Origin of the sequence: Mycobacterium sp. SMC-18, assembly GCF_045310895.1 — a bacterium.
Taxonomy (GTDB): Bacteria; Actinomycetota; Actinomycetes; order Mycobacteriales; family Mycobacteriaceae; genus Mycobacterium.
This window is the reverse complement of the sequence record NZ_JBJIAL010000012.1, coordinates 119380-137903: the sequence shown is the minus strand read 5'-3', so window position 1 is coordinate 137903 and position 18524 is coordinate 119380. Positions and strand designations below refer to the sequence as shown.

Annotated in this window: 19 protein-coding genes; 8 read left to right on the top strand and 11 right to left on the bottom strand. The window is 67.2% G+C overall.

Going from position 1 to position 18524, the window contains the following annotated elements:
* Positions 1-42: 42 nt before the first annotated feature.
* From ACJH6J_RS13385 to ACJH6J_RS13375, 3 genes are all read left to right on the top strand, one after another.
* Complete coding sequence (locus ACJH6J_RS13385; protein WP_053853984.1) at positions 43-1131, top strand: S-(hydroxymethyl)mycothiol dehydrogenase; 1089 nt, start codon at positions 43-45, stop codon at positions 1129-1131.
* Complete coding sequence (locus ACJH6J_RS13380; RefSeq protein ID WP_212812184.1) at positions 1128-1751, top strand: MBL fold metallo-hydrolase; 624 nt, start codon at positions 1128-1130, stop codon at positions 1749-1751. Before ACJH6J_RS13385 ends, ACJH6J_RS13380 begins: the two co-directional genes overlap by 4 nt.
* 77 nt (positions 1752-1828) lie before the next feature.
* Positions 1829-2896, top strand: coding sequence for an SAM-dependent methyltransferase (locus tag ACJH6J_RS13375; RefSeq protein WP_212812185.1), 1068 nt, complete (start codon positions 1829-1831; stop codon positions 2894-2896).
* Here ACJH6J_RS13375 and ACJH6J_RS13370 read toward each other — a convergent pair.
* Positions 2893-4290 (bottom strand): GntP family permease, encoded by a 1398-nt coding sequence (locus ACJH6J_RS13370; RefSeq protein ID WP_406804054.1) that lies wholly within the window; start codon positions 4288-4290, stop codon positions 2893-2895. The two genes, ACJH6J_RS13375 and ACJH6J_RS13370, sit on opposite strands and share 4 nt — an antisense overlap.
* On the bottom strand, positions 4290-4823 hold the full coding sequence (locus ACJH6J_RS13365; protein WP_212812187.1) for a gluconokinase: 534 nt from the start codon (positions 4821-4823) through the stop codon (positions 4290-4292). The genes ACJH6J_RS13370 and ACJH6J_RS13365 overlap by 1 nt, the downstream gene beginning before the upstream one ends.
* Before the next feature lie 127 nt (positions 4824-4950).
* Between ACJH6J_RS13365 and ACJH6J_RS13360 the strand changes: the two genes are divergently transcribed.
* On the top strand, positions 4951-5664 hold the full coding sequence (locus ACJH6J_RS13360) for a FadR/GntR family transcriptional regulator (RefSeq protein ID WP_371824531.1): 714 nt from the start codon (positions 4951-4953) through the stop codon (positions 5662-5664).
* A gap of 12 nt (positions 5665-5676) precedes the next feature.
* Here the strand turns inward: ACJH6J_RS13360 and ACJH6J_RS13355 are convergent, their stop codons facing one another.
* A complete protein-coding gene (locus ACJH6J_RS13355; RefSeq protein WP_212812189.1) occupies positions 5677-6207 on the bottom strand; it encodes a hypothetical protein in 531 nt (176 codons plus the stop codon).
* Between the two features lie 72 nt (positions 6208-6279).
* Here ACJH6J_RS13355 and ACJH6J_RS13350 point away from each other — a divergent pair, with 72 nt between their 5' ends.
* Positions 6280-7032 carry an SDR family NAD(P)-dependent oxidoreductase gene (locus ACJH6J_RS13350; protein ID WP_064860214.1) on the top strand — a complete coding sequence of 251 codons (753 nt, stop codon included), beginning with the start codon at positions 6280-6282 and terminating at the stop codon, positions 7030-7032.
* 23 nt (positions 7033-7055) lie between these two features.
* On the opposite strand, the gene ACJH6J_RS13345 is transcribed toward ACJH6J_RS13350, so the two are convergent.
* Positions 7056-7391, bottom strand: a complete 336-nt coding sequence (locus ACJH6J_RS13345; protein ID WP_053853988.1) for a DUF732 domain-containing protein — start codon at positions 7389-7391, stop codon at positions 7056-7058.
* A 261-nt stretch (positions 7392-7652) separates the two neighbouring features.
* On the opposite strand from ACJH6J_RS13345, the gene ACJH6J_RS13340 reads away from it, so the two are divergent.
* The 3 genes from ACJH6J_RS13340 to ACJH6J_RS13330 are packed head-to-tail and all read left to right on the top strand — an operon-like array spanning position 7653 to position 11482.
* Complete coding sequence (locus tag ACJH6J_RS13340; protein WP_133425868.1) at positions 7653-8084, top strand: MmpS family transport accessory protein; 432 nt, start codon at positions 7653-7655, stop codon at positions 8082-8084.
* Entirely contained in the window at positions 8081-10993 is a 2913-nt protein-coding gene (locus ACJH6J_RS13335) for an RND family transporter (RefSeq protein WP_212812190.1), read from the top strand. Before ACJH6J_RS13340 ends, ACJH6J_RS13335 begins: the two co-directional genes overlap by 4 nt.
* 18 nt (positions 10994-11011) lie before the next feature.
* On the top strand, positions 11012-11482 hold the full coding sequence (locus ACJH6J_RS13330) for a DUF5078 domain-containing protein (protein ID WP_020104387.1): 471 nt from the start codon (positions 11012-11014) through the stop codon (positions 11480-11482).
* 56 nt (positions 11483-11538) lie between these two features.
* Here ACJH6J_RS13330 and ACJH6J_RS13325 read toward each other — a convergent pair whose 3' ends face one another.
* From ACJH6J_RS13325 to ACJH6J_RS13295, 7 genes are all read right to left on the bottom strand, one after another.
* Positions 11539-12549 (bottom strand): TIGR03617 family F420-dependent LLM class oxidoreductase, encoded by a 1011-nt coding sequence (locus ACJH6J_RS13325; RefSeq protein WP_212812191.1) that lies wholly within the window; start codon positions 12547-12549, stop codon positions 11539-11541.
* Between the two features lie 2 nt (positions 12550-12551).
* Entirely contained in the window at positions 12552-13148 is a 597-nt protein-coding gene (locus tag ACJH6J_RS13320) for a TetR/AcrR family transcriptional regulator (RefSeq protein ID WP_212812192.1), read from the bottom strand.
* 7 nt (positions 13149-13155) lie between these two features.
* Positions 13156-13845 (bottom strand): transporter, encoded by a 690-nt coding sequence (locus ACJH6J_RS13315; RefSeq protein WP_212812193.1) that lies wholly within the window; start codon positions 13843-13845, stop codon positions 13156-13158.
* Positions 13846-13847: 2 nt separating this feature from the next.
* Positions 13848-15134, bottom strand: a complete 1287-nt coding sequence (locus tag ACJH6J_RS13310; RefSeq protein WP_212812194.1) for an FAD-binding oxidoreductase — start codon at positions 15132-15134, stop codon at positions 13848-13850.
* A complete protein-coding gene (locus tag ACJH6J_RS13305) occupies positions 15131-16435 on the bottom strand; it encodes a saccharopine dehydrogenase family protein (RefSeq protein WP_212812195.1) in 1305 nt (434 codons plus the stop codon). The genes ACJH6J_RS13310 and ACJH6J_RS13305 overlap by 4 nt, the downstream gene beginning before the upstream one ends.
* A 156-nt stretch (positions 16436-16591) precedes the next feature.
* On the bottom strand, positions 16592-17491 hold the full coding sequence (locus ACJH6J_RS13300) for an alpha/beta fold hydrolase (RefSeq protein ID WP_212814884.1): 900 nt from the start codon (positions 17489-17491) through the stop codon (positions 16592-16594).
* Positions 17492-17496: 5 nt separating this feature from the next.
* A complete protein-coding gene (locus ACJH6J_RS13295; RefSeq protein ID WP_406804053.1) occupies positions 17497-18522 on the bottom strand; it encodes a zinc-binding dehydrogenase in 1026 nt (341 codons plus the stop codon).
* Positions 18523-18524: the final 2 nt, after the last annotated feature.

Below are 18524 nucleotides of genomic sequence, written 5' to 3'. Positions count from 1 at the left end.
GGACACCATTCCAACCCTTCCCGGAGGCATTAGGTTATAGCCATGAGTCAGACAGTGCGTGGTGTGATTTCCCGGGCCAAGAAGCAGCCCATCGAGCTCGTCGACATCGTCATCCCCGATCCCGGACCCGGTGAGGTCGTCGTGGACATCATCGCCTGCGGGGTGTGCCATACCGACCTCACCTACCGCGAGGGCGGCATCAACGACGAATATCCCTTCCTGCTCGGCCACGAAGCCGCCGGCACCGTCGAGTCGGTCGGCGAGGGCGTCACCCACGTCGCCCCCGGCGACTTCGTCATCCTCAACTGGCGCGCCGTGTGCGGCGAGTGCCGCGCCTGCAAGCGCGGCCGCCCGCACCTGTGCTTCGACACCTTCAACGCCACCCAGAAGATGACGCTGACCGACGGCACCGAACTGACCCCCGCCCTGGGCATCGGGGCCTTCGCCGACAAGACCCTCGTGCACGAACGCCAGTGCACCAAGGTCGATTCCGAGGCCGACCCGGCCGTCGCCGGACTGCTGGGCTGCGGCGTGATGGCCGGCATCGGCGCCGCCATCAACACCGGCGGCGTGACGCGTGACGACACCGTCGCGGTCATCGGCTGCGGCGGCGTGGGCGACGCGGCCATCGCCGGCGCCGCCCTGGTCGGCGCCAAGCGCATCATCGCCGTCGACACCGACAACAAGAAGCTGCACTGGGCCCGCGAGTTCGGCGCCACCCACACCATCAACGCCCGCGACCTCGACGCCGTCGAGACCATCCAGGACCTGACCGACGGTTTCGGCGCCGACGTCGTGATCGACGCCGTCGGCCGGCCCGAGACCTGGAAGCAGGCGTTCTACGCCCGCGACCTCGCCGGAACCGTTGTCCTCGTGGGTGTTCCGACGCCCGACATGACCCTCGAGATGCCGCTGATCGACTTCTTCTCCCACGGCGGGTCGCTGAAGTCGTCGTGGTACGGCGACTGCCTGCCCGAACGCGACTTCCCCACCCTCATCAGCCTGTACCTGCAGGGCCGGCTCCCGCTGGAGAAGTTCGTCACCGAACGCATCGGGCTCGACCAGATCGAGGACGCCTTCCACAAGATGCACAGCGGCGAGGTGCTGCGCTCGGTGGTGGTCCTCAAATGAGTGCCATCCAGCGCGTCGTCACCAGCGGCACCTTCAGCCTGGACGGCGGCACCTGGGACGTCGACAACAACATCTGGCTCGTCGGCGACGACACGGACGTCATCGTGTTCGACGCCGCCCACACCGCCGCGCCCATCATCGAGGCGGTGAACGGCCGCAACGTCGTCGCCGTCGTCTGCACCCACGGCCACAACGACCACATCACCGTCGCCCCGGAACTGTCCGCGGCCCTCGACGCCCCGGTGCTGCTGCACCCGGCCGACGAGATGCTGTGGCGGGATGTCCACCCGGACAACCCTTTTCACACCGTGGACGACGACCAGGTGCTCACCGTGGGCGGCCTGGAGATCAAGGCCATCCACACCCCGGGGCACTCCCCCGGCTCGGTGTGCTGGCACATCCCCGAACTGGGCGCGGTGATCTCGGGCGACACCCTGTTCCACGGCGGCCCCGGCGCGACCGGCCGCTCGTACTCGGATTTCCCGACCATCCTGGCGTCGATATCGGAGAAGCTCGGCAAGCTGCCCGGCGACACTGTCGTCTACACCGGCCACGGTGACACCACGACCATCGGCGGCGAGCTGGTCCACTACGACGAATGGGTGGCCCGCGGCAGCTGAGCTGCCGATCGAGCACCGGCCACTGATTCCACGCTGGTTCAGAGCGCGCCACACAGCTCACGGCGCTACCGTGAGACATGCCCGAGTCCAGCGTGGTGGTGCAGCCCGACCCGATCGGGAGCGCGCGCCTGCAGACCGTCGGACTCCGCACGGCCACAAAGCTTTTCGAACAGGCCGCCGCCGAGGTGCCGCTCCCGGCGGCGCCGCGGCCGGTGGTGATCGCCGAGTACGGCTGCGGCAACGCGCACAACGGCCTGCTGCCCATCGGCGCGGGCATCACCGCGCTGCGCAAGCGCATCCGGCCCGAGCACCCCATCGCGGTGACGCACACCGACATCCCCGACAACGATTTCAGCGCCCTGTTCCGCACCTTGCGCGACGACGCATTCAGCTACCTGCGGACCGATCGGGCCACGTTCGCCTCGGCGGTGGGGCGGTCGTATCTGAGCCAGATCCTGCCGTCGGAAGGCGTGCACCTGGGCTGGTCGGCGTGGGCCATCCACTGGCTCAGCCGCATGCCGTCCGACATCCCCGATCACATCCAGCCGTCCTACAGCGCCGACGCGCAGGTGCGCGCCGCGTACGCGCGGCAGGCGGCGCACGACTGGCATGAGTTCATCGCGTTCCGCGGCCGCGAGTTGAGTCCGGGCGGCCGCCTCGTGGTCATGACCATGGGCCAGCACGACGACGGACGGCTCGGACTCGAGCCGCTTTTCGACGGACTGATGCGTGCGCTGTCCGACCTGCAGGACCAACGGCTCGTCACCTCCGAGGAGGTGCGGCGCATGCGGCTGCCGATCGTGGGCCGCAGTGAAGCCGACTTCCGCTCACCGTTCGCCCCTTCGGGTCGCTTCGAGCGCCTGCGGATCACCCACCTCGTGGTCGCCGACGAACCGGACCGCTTCTGGCAGCGATACCAGACCGACGGTGACGCAACGGCTTTCGCCAAGAGCTGGGTCGGTTTCACCAGGGCGGCGGTGTTCGACACCCTTCTGGAAGCGCTGGAGCCGGCCGATCCGGCGCGCCGATGTCAGCTCGCCGATGCCCTGGACGCCGCACTGGTCGAGCTGCTGTCCGCCGCGCCCCGCCCGATGCCGATTCCGGTGGCGCACATCGTCGTCGAGAAACAGCAGCGCGAAAGTTAGACGAACACATCCAGGATCAGGACCATGGCCAGGCCGGACACCGAGAGCACGGTCTCCATGATCGACCAGGTCTTGATGGTCTGGCCGACACCGAGCTTGAAGTACTCCTTGACCAACCAGAAGCCGGCGTCGTTCACGTGCGAGAAGAACAGCGAGCCGGCACCTACGGCGAGCACCACCAGGGACAGTTCGCCGGTGCCCATCCCGTGCACCAGACCCAACACCAGCGACGACGCCGTGATGGTGGCGACTGTGGCCGACCCGGTGGCGAGCCGGATCAGGACCGCGAGCACCCAGGCCAGGACGAGCACCGAGATGTGCACGCCTTCGGCCCAGCGCGCCAGCATGGTGCCGATGCCGGTGTCGACCAGCACCTGCTTGAAGCCACCGCCGGCGGCGACGATCAGGAAGATGCCCGCGACCGGGGGCAGGCTCGACTCGATGCACTTGGTGATCGCGGTGCGGTCCATGCCGGCGCCGCGACCGAGGGTGACGGTGCCGACCACGACGGCGATGAGCAGCGCGACCAGCGGGGTACCCACGGCGTCGAAGATCCGGCGGAACCACTGCGTCTTGTCGTCGATGAAGATGTCGACGAGGGCCTTGCCCAGCATGAGCGCCACAGGCAGCAGCACCGAGAACAGCGTGACGCTGAAGCGGGGCCGTTTGCCATGTGTCCGAAGAGCTTCCGGATCGGTGGTGAAGGTGTCCGGCGCCGCGACGACGACCCACTTGCCGGCGAGACGGCCGAACAGCGGGCCCGCGACGACGATCGTCGGGACCGCGACGAGCACGCCGAGGCCGAGCGTGACCCCGAGGTCGGCATTGAGGAGTCCGACGGCGGTCAGCGGCCCGGGGTGCGGTGGCACGAAGCCGTGCATGGCCGACAGGCCGGCCAGTGCCGGGATGCCGATGGTGATGAGCGACTGCTGCGAGCGCCGGGCCACCAGATAGATGACGGGCATCAGCAGCACGAGCCCGATCTCGAAGAACATCGGCAACCCGATGATCGCGCCGACCAGCGCCATCGCCCAGGGCAGGGCGCGGGGCGAGGCGGCACCGACGATGGTGTCGACGATCTCGTCGGCGCCACCGGAGTCGGCGAGCAGCTTGGCGAACATCGCGCCGAGCGCGATCAGGATGCCCACGCCGGCCGCCGTCGCGCCGAACCCGTCGGAGAACGATTTGAGGACCGCGGTGAGGTTCTCTCCGGCCGTCAGCCCCACCGTCAGGCCACCGAAGATCAGCGACAGGAACGGGTGCAGCTTGACCAGCGTGATGAGCACGACGATGACGCTGATGCCGGCCACGAAGGCCAGGATCAGCTGAGTGGCCGAGGAGACCGGTTCGATGAGTTTGGGTGCGTCGGCGAGGACGGTGACGGCGGTGCGCATCAGATCTTCTCCCCGTCGCTCCGCTCGCCCCGTCGGTTCTCCCCTTGGGTGCGCGAAATGTATTCGTCGACAATCGAATCGATGCTCTGCCCGACGTCGATCACGATGCCGGCCTCATCGGCTTGCAGGGGTTCGAGGGTCTCGAACTGTGAGGCGAGCAGCGACGCCGGCATGAAGTGGCCGGGGCGGCTGGCCTGCCGGGCGCCGATGACCTCGGGGGTGCCGAACAGGTGCAGAAACCGGGTCTCCGGGCAGTGGCTGCGCAGCTGCACGCGGTACTTGTATTTCAGCGCCGAACAGCTCATCACGCCGCCGGTGCCGCAGTGCTCCCCGAGCCATCGGCCGATGGTCTCGAGCCAGGGCCGGCGATCGTCGTCGTTCAGCGGGTGACCGGCCTTCATCTTGGCGATGTTGGCGGCGGGATGGAAGTCGTCCGCATCGGCGAACGGCACGCGGAGCCGCTGCGCGAGCGCCGCGCCGACGGTGGACTTACCGGATCCTGAAACGCCCATGACGACGATGGGTGATGGCATGTTCTGCACCCGCCCCTTGTTGTGGTTTGACTCACACAGCGTGACTCAAAAGTCATACTTTTTCAAGAGGCCACAGAAAAACATCGGTTCTAAGTCAGATCTCCGGAGTTATGACAGGATGTTATGCGTGTCCACCCCGTCAAACGTCGGCGCTCTCCACGACAACGTGCTGAGCGCGCTGGGGGCCGCGGTGGTCTCCGGTAGGTACGCCCCCGGCGAGGTGATCACGCTCGAAGGAGTGAGCGCGGAACACGGCGTCTCCCGCAGCGTCGTCCGGGAAGCGATCCGGGTCCTCGAATCGATGGGCATGGTCGCCTCCCGCCGCCGGGTCGGCATCACGATTCAGCCGGCGGCCAACTGGAATGTGTTCGACCCCAGGCTGATTCGCTGGCGACTCGAGTCCGGCGACCGGGCCGCCCAACTGGTGTCGTTGTCGGAGTTGCGGCGCGGATTCGAACCCGTCGCGGCCGCCCTGGCTGCCGAGCGCGCCGACCCGCACCAGTGCCGGATCATGGCCGCCGCCGTGTCGGACATGGCGGTACACGGGCGCGACGGCAATCTCGAGGCATACCTGCTGGCGGACAAGATCTTCCACCAGACGTTGCTGGAGGCCAGCGGCAACGAGATGTTCCGCGCGCTCACCGCGGTGGTGTCGGAGGTCCTGGCGGGACGCACCCACCACGGCATGATGCCCGACTCCCCCAACCCGGCGGCCATCGCGCTGCACGACGAAGTGGCCCGCGCCGTGCGGATGCGCGATCAGGCCGGCGCCGAACGCGCGATGCGCGCCATCATCGACGAGGCCGCCGCCGCGGTCGCCGAGGAGCAGGGCTCGGCCTGACCGGCCCGGCCGTCAGCGGCAGCGCTTGAGGCCGTCGTTGGGATCACAGAACAACGGGAACTGCTGCACCGGAATCGGCAGCGGCTTCTGGAATTCCAGCCGGAACGACTTCTTCGTCATGGCCGCCTGCACGCCGCACTGTTCGTTGTTGGTGGTGGTCCGGGTACCGGTCCAGTTGGTGTCCTCCCACTCGTAGGTCTCTACGAGCTTCGACTTGGTGCCGTCCGGGCACGTGAAACCCTGGAGGTCGGTCTGGGTGAACATCCAATGTCCCTCACCGCCGGTCTGGCGGGCATCGCCGCCCAGCGTGCCGCCGTACTGGTCGGAGCCGACGTGCACGAGGCAGCCCACCGGCAGTTCCAGGTTGTTGCGCAGATCGCCGACGGTCGGGGCGCAGACGGGCCAGATGGTCCACACGCTCATCGGCGTGCCCTCTTGGATGTAGGTGTAGATGCCTTCGGGCAGCCGGATGTTGTCGGCCTGCGCCGGCGCCGCCGTGCCGAAGAGTGCGCCCGCTGCGACGAAGCCAAAACTCGAAACCATAGCGAGAACACGTTTCATTTTCACCGCCCGAGTATCGCAAATGACTTGCCCACGGCGTGAGAAAGTCACCGTATGAGTTCACTCAGCGGGAAGGTCGCGTTGATCACCGGGGCCTCGGCCGGCCTGGGCGCGGCCACGGTCAAGGTTTTCGCCGAACGCGGCGCATCGGTCTTCGGTATCGCGCGGGACGCCGAGCGGATGGCGACGGTATTCGCCGACGCCTACGGCGACGAGCCCGGCGGCGCGTTCGCCGCGGTGGACATCAGCACGGCCGACGCCTGCCGGCAGGCGGTCGAGGATTGCATCGCGAAATTCGGGCGGCTGGACGTGCTGGTGAACGTCGCGGGATTCCATGTCATGCGGCACACCCTGTCGATGACCGATGACGACTGGGACCGCGACCTCGCGGTGAACCTGAACGGCCCGTTCTACCTGACCCGGGCGGCGCTGCCGCAGTTGCTGGAGAACGGCGGCAACATCGTCAACGTCTCGTCGATCGCCGGCGTCGAGGGCGAGATCTACTCGGCGGGCTACTGCGCCGCCAAGCACGGGCTGATCGGTCTGACGCGGGCACTGGCCGTCGAGTACACGAAGGAAAAGCTCCGGGTCAACGCGGTGTGCCCGGGCGGCATGCTCACCGCACAGGTCACCGAGTTCGCGGCGCCCGAGAACGCCGACTGGGACCTGATCATGCGGATCGCCGCGCCGCGTGGCTTCATGGAGCCGCGTGACGTCGCGAACGTCATCGCGTTCCTGGCGAGCGACGACGCCGCCGCGATCCACGGCTCGGTGTACCGCGTCGACAACGGCAAGGGCCCGGCCTGACCGGCCGGAATCGAGTCCGGCGACTAGTGCGCGAGCGCGACCAGCAGGTCGTGCTTCTCGGGGCAGTACGTGTCGAAAGCGGCGTTGAGGAACTGGTACACCTGCTGCTCCGAGCTGCTGTTGCGGGGCAGGTTCTTCTTCAGGAACGCCGCCGAGTCGGTGGCGCTGTGGTCGACGTTGTTGTCGAGCCGCTGACAGGTGATCTTGCCGATCCAGGCGTTGTAGTCCTTGGGGCCGTAGATCCCGTAGGTGTGCAGCTGGTTGGCGAAATCGGTGTCGGGGTCGGCCTGCGCGGGAGCCGCCATGGTGACGGCAGCCGCCACGGCACCCGCAACTGCGACCAGAGTGCGTGCCTTCATGTGACGGAGTCTATTCGTGCTGGTTGCCATGTGCCCCTGCTCCCTGAACAGTCGTCGCCGCCTGTTCAATCCCATTGAACTGCTGCGTATTTGGTTCGATCTGCTGCGCGTTACCGGCTACGGTGATACGAGCCACCCGCAGCGTAGGTTTCCCATGATTAACTTAACTGGTCTAATCTAACACTTAAATGACCTAATCTGTCGGGGTCAGGGTACGGGAAGCGGGGAACAGCGAGTGCAGTCGACCATGGTGTCCGCAGCGTGATCGGCAATGCGCTCAAGAAGGCGTGGATCCCGTTGCTCATCCTCGCCGTGGCCCTCGTCGCCGGCTTCACCGTGCAGCGCGTACGCACCTACTTCGGCCAGAACCCCGTCATCGTCACCCCACGCAACTTCGCCGACGATGCCAAACCGTTCAAACCCAAGGTCGTCACCTACGAGATCACCGGCACCGGCAGCTACGCCGACATCAACTACCTCGACCTGGACGCCAAGCCCCAGCGCATCGACCACGCGCCGCTGCCCTGGAAGCTCACCCTGTCCACCACCGCACCGGCAGCATCGCCCAACATCGTCGCCCAGGGCGACGGTGACTCCATCACCTGCACCGTCCACGTCGACGACGAACTCAAAGACACCCGCACCTCCACCGGCGTGCACGCCCAGACCTTCTGCCTGGTGAAATCCGCATGACACAGCCAACAGACGAAGACACCGTCATCTTCCCGAAGGCCGAGCAGCCGCCGCACCGGCCGCTCATCGCCCGCCTGATCCGCACCTTCGCGATCCCGGTCATCCTCTTCTGGATCGGCGTCATCGTCTTCCTCGGCAGCGCCGTCCCGTCGCTCGACGAGGTCGGCAAGATGCGCTCGGTCTCCATGTCGCCGGACCAGGCCGCGTCGGTCATCGCGACGAAGCGCGTCGGCGAGGTGTTCCAGGAGTTCAAGTCGAACAGCTCGGTCATGGTCGTGCTGGAAGGCGATCAGCCGCTCGGCGCAGAGGCACATGCCTACTACGACGAGATGATCAAGAAGCTCCAGGCCGACACCACGCATGTCGAGCACATCCAGGACTTCTGGAGCGACCCGCTCACCGCCGCCGGCTCCCAGAGCAATGACGGCAAGGCCTCATACGTCCAGGTCTACCTGCGCGGTAATCAGGGCGAGGCGCTGGCCAACGAGTCCGTTCAGGCCGCGCAGGACATCATCAAGAGCATCAAGACGCCGCCCGGCCTGAAGGTCTACGTGACCGGCCCCGCGGCACTGGCGGCGGATCAGCACATCGCCGGTGACCGCAGCGTCAAGATGATCGAGGGCGTCACGTTCCTCGTCATCATCGTCACCCTGCTGCTGGTGTACCGGTCGTTCATCACCGTGCTGCTGACGTTGCTGATGGTGGTCCTCGAGCTGTCCGCGGCACAGGGCGTCGTCGCGGCGCTGGGCTTCTACGACATCATCGGTCTGTCGACCTTCGCCACCAACCTGCTGGTCACGCTGGCCATCGCCGCAGCCACCGACTACGCCATCTTCCTGATCGGCCGGTATCAGGAGGCGCGCGGCGCGGGCGAATCCCGCGAAGACGCCTACTACACGATGTTCGAGGGCACCGCCCACGTCGTGCTCGGCTCCGGCCTGACCGTCGCCGGCGCCACGTTCTGTCTGCACTTCACCCGCATGCCGTACTTCGTGTCGCTCGGCGTCCCGCTGGCCATCGGCATGATCACCGTGGTGTTCGCCGCCCTGACCCTGGGCCCGGCCGTGATCTCGCTCGCCAGCCGGTTCCGCAAGACGCTCGAGCCCAAGCGCGCCATGCGCGTGCGCGGCTGGCGCAAGCTCGGCGCCGTCGTGGTCCGGTGGCCGGCTCCCATCCTGGTCGGCACCATCGCGCTGTCCCTGGTCGGCCTTCTGACGCTGCCGGGTTACGAGCCCGCCTACAACGACCGCCTGTACCTGCCCGCCGACATCCCCGCCAACGAGGGCTATGCGGCGGCGGACCGGCACTTCTCGCCGGCCCGGATGAACCCCGAGTTGATGCTCATCGAGAGCGACCACGATCTGCGCAACTCCGCCGACTTCCTGGTGATCGACAAGATCGCCAAGGCCATCTTCAAGGTCCCCGGCGTCTCGCGGTCGCAGACGATCACGCGCCCCGAGGGCAAGCCGATCGAGCACACCTCGATCCCGTTCCTGATGAGCATGAGCGGCACCTCTCAGAAGATGAACGAGAAGTACGCGCAGGACTCGATGGCCAACATGCTCAAGCAGGCCAACGACATGCAGATCAACATCGACACGATGAAGAAGATGCAGGGCATCACCACCCAGATGGCGGCCACCACGCACAGCATGGTCGCCAAGATGGTGAACATGACCCTGGACGTGGCCGACCTGCGCGACCACATCTCGGACTTCGACGACTTCTTCCGGCCGATCCGCAACTACCTGTACTGGGAACCGCACTGCTACGACATCCCGGTCTGCTGGACCATGCGCTCGGTCTTCGACACCCTCGACGGCATCGACACCATGACCGACGACATCCAGAACCTGATGCCGGACATGTTGAAGCTCGACAAGCTGATGCCTCAGATGGTCGCGTTGATGCCCGAGATGATCTCGACGATGACCAACATGAAGCAGTACATGCTGACCATGTACCAGACCCAGAAAGGTCTGCAGGATCAGATGCAGGCGCAGCAGGACAACGCGAGCGCCATGGGCGAGGCGTTCGACAACTCCCGCAACGACGACTCGTTCTACCTGCCGCCCGAGGTCTTCGACAACGCCGAATTCAAGCGCGGCATGAAGAACTTCATCTCGCCCGACGGCAAAGCCGTGCGGCTGATCATCTCGCATGAGGGCGAACCGATGAGTGCCGAAGGCATCTCGCACATCGACGCGATCAAGAACGCCGCCAAGGAGGCCATCAAGGGCACTCCCCTGGAGGGCTCCAGGATCTACCTCGGCGGCACCGCGGCGACCTTCAAGGATCTGCAGGAGGGCGCCGACTACGACCTGCTGATCGCCGGAATCTCCGCCCTCGCACTGATTTTCGTCATCATGCTGATCATCACGCGGTCCGTGGTGGCCGCGGCGGTCATCGTGGGCACCGTGGTGCTCTCACTCGGCGCATCATTCGGTCTGTCGGTTCTGCTGTGGCAGCACCTGATCGGGCTCAACCTGCACTGGATGGTCATCGCGATGGCGGTCATCATCCTGCTGGCCGTCGGCGCGGACTACAACCTGCTGCTCGTCGCCCGGTTCAAGGAAGAGATCCACGCCGGCCTCAACACCGGCATCATCCGGTCGATGGGCGGCACCGGTTCCGTGGTCACCTCGGCCGGCCTGGTCTTCGCCTTCACCATGATGTCCATGGCGGTCAGTGAGCTGCACGTGGTCGGTCAGGTGGGAACAACCATCGGTCTGGGTCTGTTGTTCGACACGTTGATCATCCGATCTCTGATGACACCGGCCATCGCCGCCCTGATGGGCAAGTGGTTCTGGTGGCCGCAGCGGGTGCGTCAGCGTCCGGTGCCAGAGCCGTGGCCCCAGCCCAAGCCGACCGGCGAACTGCAATCAGCCTCCAGCAGCACAGGTATCTAGGAAACAGGAGTAATGACTATGGTCCAGATCAAGCGTGGCCTGAAGCGCGCCGGTACCGCGGTCGCAGCCCTGGGCGCGGTCGCGACGACGCTCGCCGGACCGGCAGCCGCCGATGCCACCGACGACTACCCGATCCCCCACCGCATCATCATCACCACCTGTGATGCCGAGCAGTACCTGGCCGCCGCCCGCGACACCAGCCCGGTCTACTACTCGCGGTACATGATCGACATGCACAACCGCCCGGCCGACATCCAGCAGATGGCCCAGGACCGCATCCACTGGTTCTTCTCGCTCGACCCGGTCGGCCGCCGCCAGTACTCCGAGGACACCGCCACCAACGTCTACTACGAGCAGGTGGCCACGCACTGGGGCAACTGGGCCAAGATCTTCTTCAATAACAAGGGCGTCGTCGCCAAGGCCACCGACGTCTGCCAGAACTACCCCAAGGGCGACCTGAGCGTCTGGAACTGGGTCCAGGCACCGTAGTCTCCTAGCGATTTGTGCACGATTTTCCGCGCGGACCGCGGATTTTCGTGCACAAATCACTGGGTGTGCAGGGCCGTGACCAGGTCCCGTACGTCCTCGGGCCGCTGTTCGTAACCCGGGAAATAGCAACAGATTTCGTCGACGTGTCCGCCGAAGCGGCGGCCGATCTCGGCGGCGCATTCCTCCGGGGTGCCGACGATGCCGATGGTGCGCACCATGTCGTCACTGATCAAGGCGCGCATGCCCGCGAAGTCACCGACCTTGGACATCGCGTTGAGTTGGGGCTGCAGGTCCGCCCACCCCTCGGTCTCGAGCACCGGCAGGTAGGCGGGCGTGGAGCCGTAGAACGCGATCAGCGTGGCGACGCCGTTGATCGCCGCGGTCAGATCTACCTCGGTCCGTGCCACCGCCACCATGGCCTGCGCGATGATCTGCAGATCGCCGGGCGCGCGCCCGGCGATCTGCAAGCCCTCCCCCACTGCCGTCAGGGTCCGGTCGGCGAAATGCCGCGCGCTGTGGAACGGCATCACCAGCAGCCCGTCGGCGACCTGCGCGGCGGTGCGGGTCATGATCGGCCCCAGCGCCCCCATGAGCACCGCCGGCGGACCGAAGGGGTTGGGCCCGGGGTTGAAGTTCGGCGGCATCAAGGTGTGGGTGAAGTGCTTGCCGCGAAAATTCAACGGCGCCTTGCCTTCCCAGCAGTCGAAGATCGCCTTGATCGCGGTGACGGTCTCGGCCATCTTCTCGGCGGGTTTGGCCCACTGTGCGCCGTAACGCTTTTCGATGTGCACCTTGATCTGTGAGCCCAGGCCCAGCCGGAACCTGCCACCGCTGTACACCTGCAGGTCGTAGGCGGCGTGCGCGAGATGCAGCGGGCTGCGCGGGCCGGCGATCGCGACGTTGGTCATCAGGTCCACGTTCGCCGCGCCGGCCGCCGCGACGAGCGGCAGGAAGACATCGTGCGGGCCTTCGAAGGTGAACACCCCGTCGGCACCGAGACCCGCCAGCTCGCGGGCGTGGTCGGCCGCCCGCTGCGGTGCTCCGTCGATCTGCAGTTGTACCCGCATGACTACCGCGGTCCGTATAACGCTGCCATCCAAATGTTGTACAGCACCTCGACGACGACATCGGGATCCGGGTGCGGCTCGGCCGAAAACGACTGTGTCAGATAGCGTTCGTCCATCCACACCAAGGCCCGCGCGGTTTCCACCGCATCGAGGCCGGCCTTGATCTTCCCGTCCGCCTGGTCGTCGGCGATGCGCTTGGCGGTGGCGTCGATGAACTGCTGAATCAGTTGTGCGTATGCGGCCTCGACCTTCTCGTCGGAGCCCGCCGCATCCGACAGCGCACGCAAGACGCGCCCGTGCTGCGAGTAGACCTCGGTCAGGCCCCGGAATGCCGACCGGGCATCGTTGACGAGATCGGTTCCCACGAGCCACCGGTCGACCATTTCTCCGATCTCCATCCCGAGATGCTCGACGACGCGCAGCGCCAGGTCGTGGCGGTCGCGGAAGTGCACGTAGAACGCCGGCCGCTTGAGCCCGGTCCGGCTCATCACGGCGTCGACCGTCATCTCGCGAAAGGGCCGCTCCCGCAAGAACTCCTCCGCGGCGACGAGGATCTCGCGTTCAGACTCTTTGGGGTCGTGCTTCGGACGTCTGCTCATCGTGTCCCTAGTTCATCACAACCGCTCGATTGTGTTTGTCCAGTGCGCGGTAGGCGTAGTAGTAGACGATCAACTGCAGCCCCCACGTCGTCAACGCCGCGGTGTAGAAGATCGTCCGGTTCGGATCATCACCGGGGACGTCATAGAAGTCGTACGTCGCGGCGATGACGGCTCCCATCGCCGTGACGGCGCCGACGAGAACCGCATGTTTGCGCTCCCCCACGCGCCACAGCCGGGCCGCGAAATAGACGAGGAAGATGCTCGTGAGGACGTTGACCGTGACCAGGAACACCGCGCCGGCCAACCCGATGTGGTGGGTGACGGGCGACGCCGTCCGCAGCGCGTAGAACGTCAGGCCGAGACCGACCGCACCGGCGAGCGCGAAGACACCGATGTCGACGGCGCGCGACGGCTTGTAGCCGTGGGTCACCGCCATCAACCCCAACACGAGGATCAAGGTGATGCCGACCGACCGGGAGAACGCGTCGAAGAAGATCGCGACGTGGAAACTCGGGCTGTCCTGGCTCAGCCGCAGCACCGCGTAGAGCAGGAAGTTGACCCCGGAGGTCGCGACGATGATCCATTCGAGGCCGAGCAGGTAGTTCCCATGGCGCCGGATGAACTTCCACCCGTAAGTGAACCCGGCGAAGATCATGAGCAGGTCCGCGAGGACGAACAGCGCGCCGATGACGTCCATGGCTACACCCGGGCCAGACGGTCGAGAACCCGGTCGCCGAACCAGCCGAGGGTCAGCGCCGGCTGGCTGACGAAGCTGGGCCAGAATCGGCCCTCGTGCCAGATGGCCGCGAGGTCGTCCGGCACGGGTGCGCCGGACAGCCTGTCGGCGAGCATGCTGCCGACATACTGTGCCTGGGCGAAGCCATGTCCGTTGCACGCCAACGAATACAGGACATTGGGCGCCGCTTCTCCGGCGACCGGCAGCCACGTGGAGCTCATGCCGATCCAGCCACCCCACGCCCGCCCAGGCGCAACATCACTCAGTCCGGGGAAGCGTTCCCGGAAGCCGCGCACGAGGTCGTCGACGACGGGCGCCGACGGCGTCCGTGCGCGCAGCGGGCCGTTGGTGGTCTCCAGCCGGCGCGTGCCGAAAACGATGGTTTTCCTGGGGGTTACGCGGTAGCTCTCCAGGATCATGTGGGCGGTCACCAGGGGTGCACGACTCGTCCAGCCGATCGCATCCAGCCGTTCCGGTGCGACCGGCTCGGTCTCCACCAGCGAGGTCCACACCGGCGACACCAGCCGCCGCGGCGTGACGGCGAGGTCCTTGCCGTAGGCGTTGGCGGTGAGCAGCGCCTGCTTGGCGCGGACGCGACCACCTGCGGTCCGGACCGTCACCCCGGCCGGACCCGCATCGACGTCCTGCACGGCCGTATGCTCGAAAACCCTTGCCCCCGAGCGCAAGACGGCGTCACGGAGACCGAGCACGTACTTGCCCGGGTTCAGGGTGCCGCCGATGCCCTCGCGCATGCCGCCGAGGAACCCGTCCGGCAACCCCGCCGCGGGTCCTTCGACGAATTCGGCCGACGATCCGGCCTCCGCCATGATCTTCGCGTTGCGGCGGGCCTTGCGCAATTGCCCCTTCGACACGGCGGCCTGCACGATGCCGACCTTCTCGAAGTCGCAGTCGATGCCCCGGCGCGCAATGGCTTCCTCGGTGAATTCGACTGCGCATTCGGCGAATTGGAACAGCGCGCGGACCTTTTCCCGCCGGAACAGCAGCGCCAGGAGCGCCGGGTCAGCGGCGATCGAGTTGGTGACATAGCCGGCGTTGCGCGAACTGGCGCCCCAGCCGCAGGTCTGTGCCTCGATCAGCACGACGTCGGCACCGGACTCGGCGAGCCGCAGGGCTGCCGTCATCCCGCCGACGCCGCCCCCGACGACCGCGACATCACATGTCACCTCGCCGGCGAGCGCGGGTTCGCCGACCGGTACCTCGGCCCAACCGGTTTCCGTCAACAGGTTCATGCCGAGACCGCCTTCCGGGAGGTCACCGCGGTGCTCGGCGTGACCACTGCCTCGACCACCTGGTGCAGCGGCGCCCGGCCGGTCGCCGCCAGCGCGCGGTAGAACGTCTCCGGGTCCGCCCAGTCCTCTGGCGCCAGGACACCCGACCGTTCACCCAACCGATCGAGTGCCAACAGCATGAACGCCGCGGTGGCCGATCCGGTGAGCGACGCCATGGTGGTCCACGGCGTGCCCGGCCCACTCACGGGCGCCCGCCGCACGGAAACCACCGGCTGCCCATCGCGGGTGCCGGTCACCCGCACGTAGTTGGTGCCCCGGAACGGCGGGTGCTTCTTGGCCGCCGATGTCGCCATGAACTTCAGCACCTCGACGGCCCCGATCTCGCCGCGACGGATGGTGCCCCAGAGCCCGGACAGCGCGTGCCGCCACACCTTGACCGAGCCGGTCTTGTCGGTCAGCAGGTCGTTGACGAAGTCGATGGCCTCGTCCATGGTGATCTTGTTGTCCTGTACGGCAACTGCGACGCCGCGCATGATGCCGTTCGTGGGTGGCGGGTCGAGCGCGCCCAGCACGCGAACCCGGTCGGCGCCCGGCCAGCGCCGCGGCAACGTCACCGCTTCCGGATGCGCGCACTCGTAGAACCGGTAGGCATCGCCGAGTGAGTTGCCGACGTCGAAGACGTCGTTCTCGATGAACGTCTGATGCTGCACGGCGCGGCCGCCTTCCCAGGTCCAGCACGGCCCGGCGAAGCCCCGGATCGCGTGGTCGAGCACCGCGCGGCCATACGGCACCGGTCCTTCGTCGCCGGTGACCCAGCAGATGTCAATGCGCTCAACAACATCCATGTCGCGAGCGGCGTCCGCCGTCATCACGTTGGTGTATCCGGGTGAGGCCCCGCAACAGATCAGGATCGGCACGCCCGCGGCCTTCGCCTTGGCGTCGAGTGCCAGCGCCGCGCGGGTGCTCGCCTCGTCGTCGTCGAGATCCAGGTAGGGCACCTTCTTCTCGATGCAGGCGGCCATCACCGGCTCGGCGGTGCGGTTGTACGGCCCCGCGCCGAGGACGACGAGGTCGGCACCCTCGATGGCCCGGCGCAACGCGCCGCCGTCGAAGAGGTCGAACGAGCCGACCGTCGCGGTGCCGGGCAGCTTCGCCGCGAAGTCGTGCAGGAGTTCGGGCCGGATGTCGTAGAGCTCGAGCGCCCAGCCGCCGTCGCCGGCCGCCGTGGCGAAACGTTCGATGGCGACGCGGCACATCTCGCCGGCTGCACCGATGAAGACAATTCGCTTTGTCGTGGTCATGGCACCAGCTTGCGCCCATAATTACGCGTTGTCAATGACACGATGTAATTGAAGGGGGCACATGCCGGCCGCCGGTTCCGCGGCCCTGACCAGGTGGCGGAACCGGCGTCGAAAATCACCCTGTTGTCAGGGTCGCGAGCACCGCAACGGCGCCGCCTAGCTGCGCCCGACGTAGCTCAGGATCGCCGCGGCCACGTCGGCCGGACGGTCGACCTGCAGGAAATGCCCTGCCCCGTCGATGGTTCGGACCACCGAACCGGCCGGCAGCGCGGTCAGCAGCTGCTCGGTGTAGCCCACCTGCATGGCGCCGTCGTCCGTACCGTGCAGGTACAGGATCGGCGCGCACGGCAGCTCCCGCAGATAGCGTTCGAACTCGGCGTACGGCCCACCGACACTGCCCGGCCGCACCAGCGCCCGGTAGTAGCCGACGGCGGCCGCACGGTGCTCGGGTGTCGGCAGCGCCGCGAGCGTCGTCGCGACATCCGCGGCGACGTCGGTGCCGGCCGGCGACCAGTCGCGCCAGAGTCGCGGGATGACCCGGTGCAGCGTGCGTTCCGGCAGGCAGGGGAGCTGAAAGTACATGATGTACCAACTCATTCGGAGTTGGACCAGGCCCATCCGGGCGGTGCGGGCCGGGCTGAACTTGGCCTGGCTCATTGCCGCCAGCGGCGGGACGGACATCGAGACCACCGCAGCGAACGGCGAATCCTGATACGCGGCAACGGCATTGGCGGCGAAGGCGCCCCAGTCATGCCCCACCAGCACCGCGTCGGGCCCGCCGCCCAACGCGTCGTAGAGGTCGAGCACGTCGGACACCAGCGCGCCGACGTGGTAGTTGCCGTCGGCGGGCACGCCACTCGGGGCGTAGCCGCGCATGAAGGGTGCCACAACCCGGTAGCCCGCCTCGGCGAGCAGCGGGGCGACCCGGCGCCAGCCATGTGCGCTGTCCGGAAAACCGTGCAGGCACAACATCAATCGTCCGTCAGCCGGCCCCCACGCCAGCGCCCGCATGCGCAGTCGCGGCAGCGTGAGGTCCAGGGTCTCCTGATTGGCCATCATCACTACGGGGTCAGCGTGACCTTGATGCAATCCGCGGTCCGGGCCGCAACCGCGGCATAGGCCTTCGGCGCGTCATCGAGCGACATGGCGTGAGTGAAGATGCCGTCGACGTCGAGCCGGCCCGACTGCAGCAGCGGGATCAACGCCGGCCAGGTCTGCTGGACCGGCGCAGTGGTCATGCGCAGCGTGATGCTGCGGATGAGTGACAGGGTCGCGGGGAACGGGAACGGGTTGAGGTCGTGCACGCCGACGACGGACACCGTGCCGCCGGCGCGCACGGTGGCCAGCGCCGCGTTCATGGTGGTGTCGTTGCCGACAGCGTCGATGACCGCGGCTGCTCCCCTGCCGCCCGTCGCTTCGTGGACGGCGCCGATCTGCTCCGGCGTGATCGCGGTGGCGCCACTGAGCGCGGCCATCTCGCGGCGCCCCTCGACCGGGTCGACGGCGAACACCTGACCCGCGCCCTGCGCGATGGCGCAGCGCACGGCACACAGGCCGACCGCACCCAGACCGAAGACGACGACGGTGCCGCCGGGCGGGATGTCGGCACGTTGCGCCGCCGCCCAGCCGGTGGCGAGGTTGTCGGTCAGCAGCAGTGCGGCCTCGGTGCTGAGATCGCTTGGCAGCCGGTGTAACTGGAAATCGGCGGACGGCACCGCGAGCAGTTCGGCCTGCGCGCCACCGAGCACGCCGGAGCCGAAGATCAGCGGGCCCGATACACAGGTGATCGGGTCTTTGGTGTCGCAGCCCACGCAGTGGCCGCAACCGGCCACCGACGAGATCAGCACCGGGTCACCGACTTTGACGGTGCGCACCTCCGGACCCACCTCGACGACCGTGCCGATGGCCTCGTGACCGAGCGCCAGCGGCGTGGCCAACGGGTAGTCGCCTTCGTAGAAATGCAGGTCCGATCCGCAGATGGCCGCCGTGGTGATCTGGACGACGGCGCCGTCGGGCCCCGGCAGCGCCGGGTCGGGCACGGTGTCGACGTAGACATTCCCGGGGGCGTCGATCAATACGGTTCTCAACT

Coding starts and splice junctions, on each gene's coding strand:
- ACJH6J_RS13365 (WP_212812187.1), bottom strand. CDS start 4,823: ATGCCATCACCCATCGTCGTCATGGGCGTTTCAGGATCCGGTAAGTCC.
- ACJH6J_RS13330 (WP_020104387.1), top strand. CDS start 11,012: ATGGTCCAGATCAAGCGTGGCCTGAAGCGCGCCGGTACCGCGGTCGCA.
- ACJH6J_RS13325 (WP_212812191.1), bottom strand. CDS start 12,549: ATGCGGGTACAACTGCAGATCGACGGAGCACCGCAGCGGGCGGCCGAC.
- ACJH6J_RS13380 (WP_212812184.1), top strand. CDS start 1,128: ATGAGTGCCATCCAGCGCGTCGTCACCAGCGGCACCTTCAGCCTGGAC.
- ACJH6J_RS13320 (WP_212812192.1), bottom strand. CDS start 13,148: ATGAGCAGACGTCCGAAGCACGACCCCAAAGAGTCTGAACGCGAGATC.
- ACJH6J_RS13345 (WP_053853988.1), bottom strand. CDS start 7,391: ATGAAGGCACGCACTCTGGTCGCAGTTGCGGGTGCCGTGGCGGCTGCC.
- ACJH6J_RS13315 (WP_212812193.1), bottom strand. CDS start 13,845: ATGGACGTCATCGGCGCGCTGTTCGTCCTCGCGGACCTGCTCATGATC.
- ACJH6J_RS13300 (WP_212814884.1), bottom strand. CDS start 17,491: ATGGCCAATCAGGAGACCCTGGACCTCACGCTGCCGCGACTGCGCATG.
- ACJH6J_RS13375 (WP_212812185.1), top strand. CDS start 1,829: ATGCCCGAGTCCAGCGTGGTGGTGCAGCCCGACCCGATCGGGAGCGCG.
- ACJH6J_RS13370 (WP_406804054.1), bottom strand. CDS start 4,290: ATGCGCACCGCCGTCACCGTCCTCGCCGACGCACCCAAACTCATCGAA.
- ACJH6J_RS13355 (WP_212812189.1), bottom strand. CDS start 6,207: ATGGTTTCGAGTTTTGGCTTCGTCGCAGCGGGCGCACTCTTCGGCACG.
- ACJH6J_RS13350 (WP_064860214.1), top strand. CDS start 6,280: ATGAGTTCACTCAGCGGGAAGGTCGCGTTGATCACCGGGGCCTCGGCC.
- ACJH6J_RS13335 (WP_212812190.1), top strand. CDS start 8,081: ATGACACAGCCAACAGACGAAGACACCGTCATCTTCCCGAAGGCCGAG.
- ACJH6J_RS13385 (WP_053853984.1), top strand. CDS start 43: ATGAGTCAGACAGTGCGTGGTGTGATTTCCCGGGCCAAGAAGCAGCCC.
- ACJH6J_RS13310 (WP_212812194.1), bottom strand. CDS start 15,134: ATGAACCTGTTGACGGAAACCGGTTGGGCCGAGGTACCGGTCGGCGAA.
- ACJH6J_RS13305 (WP_212812195.1), bottom strand. CDS start 16,435: ATGACCACGACAAAGCGAATTGTCTTCATCGGTGCAGCCGGCGAGATG.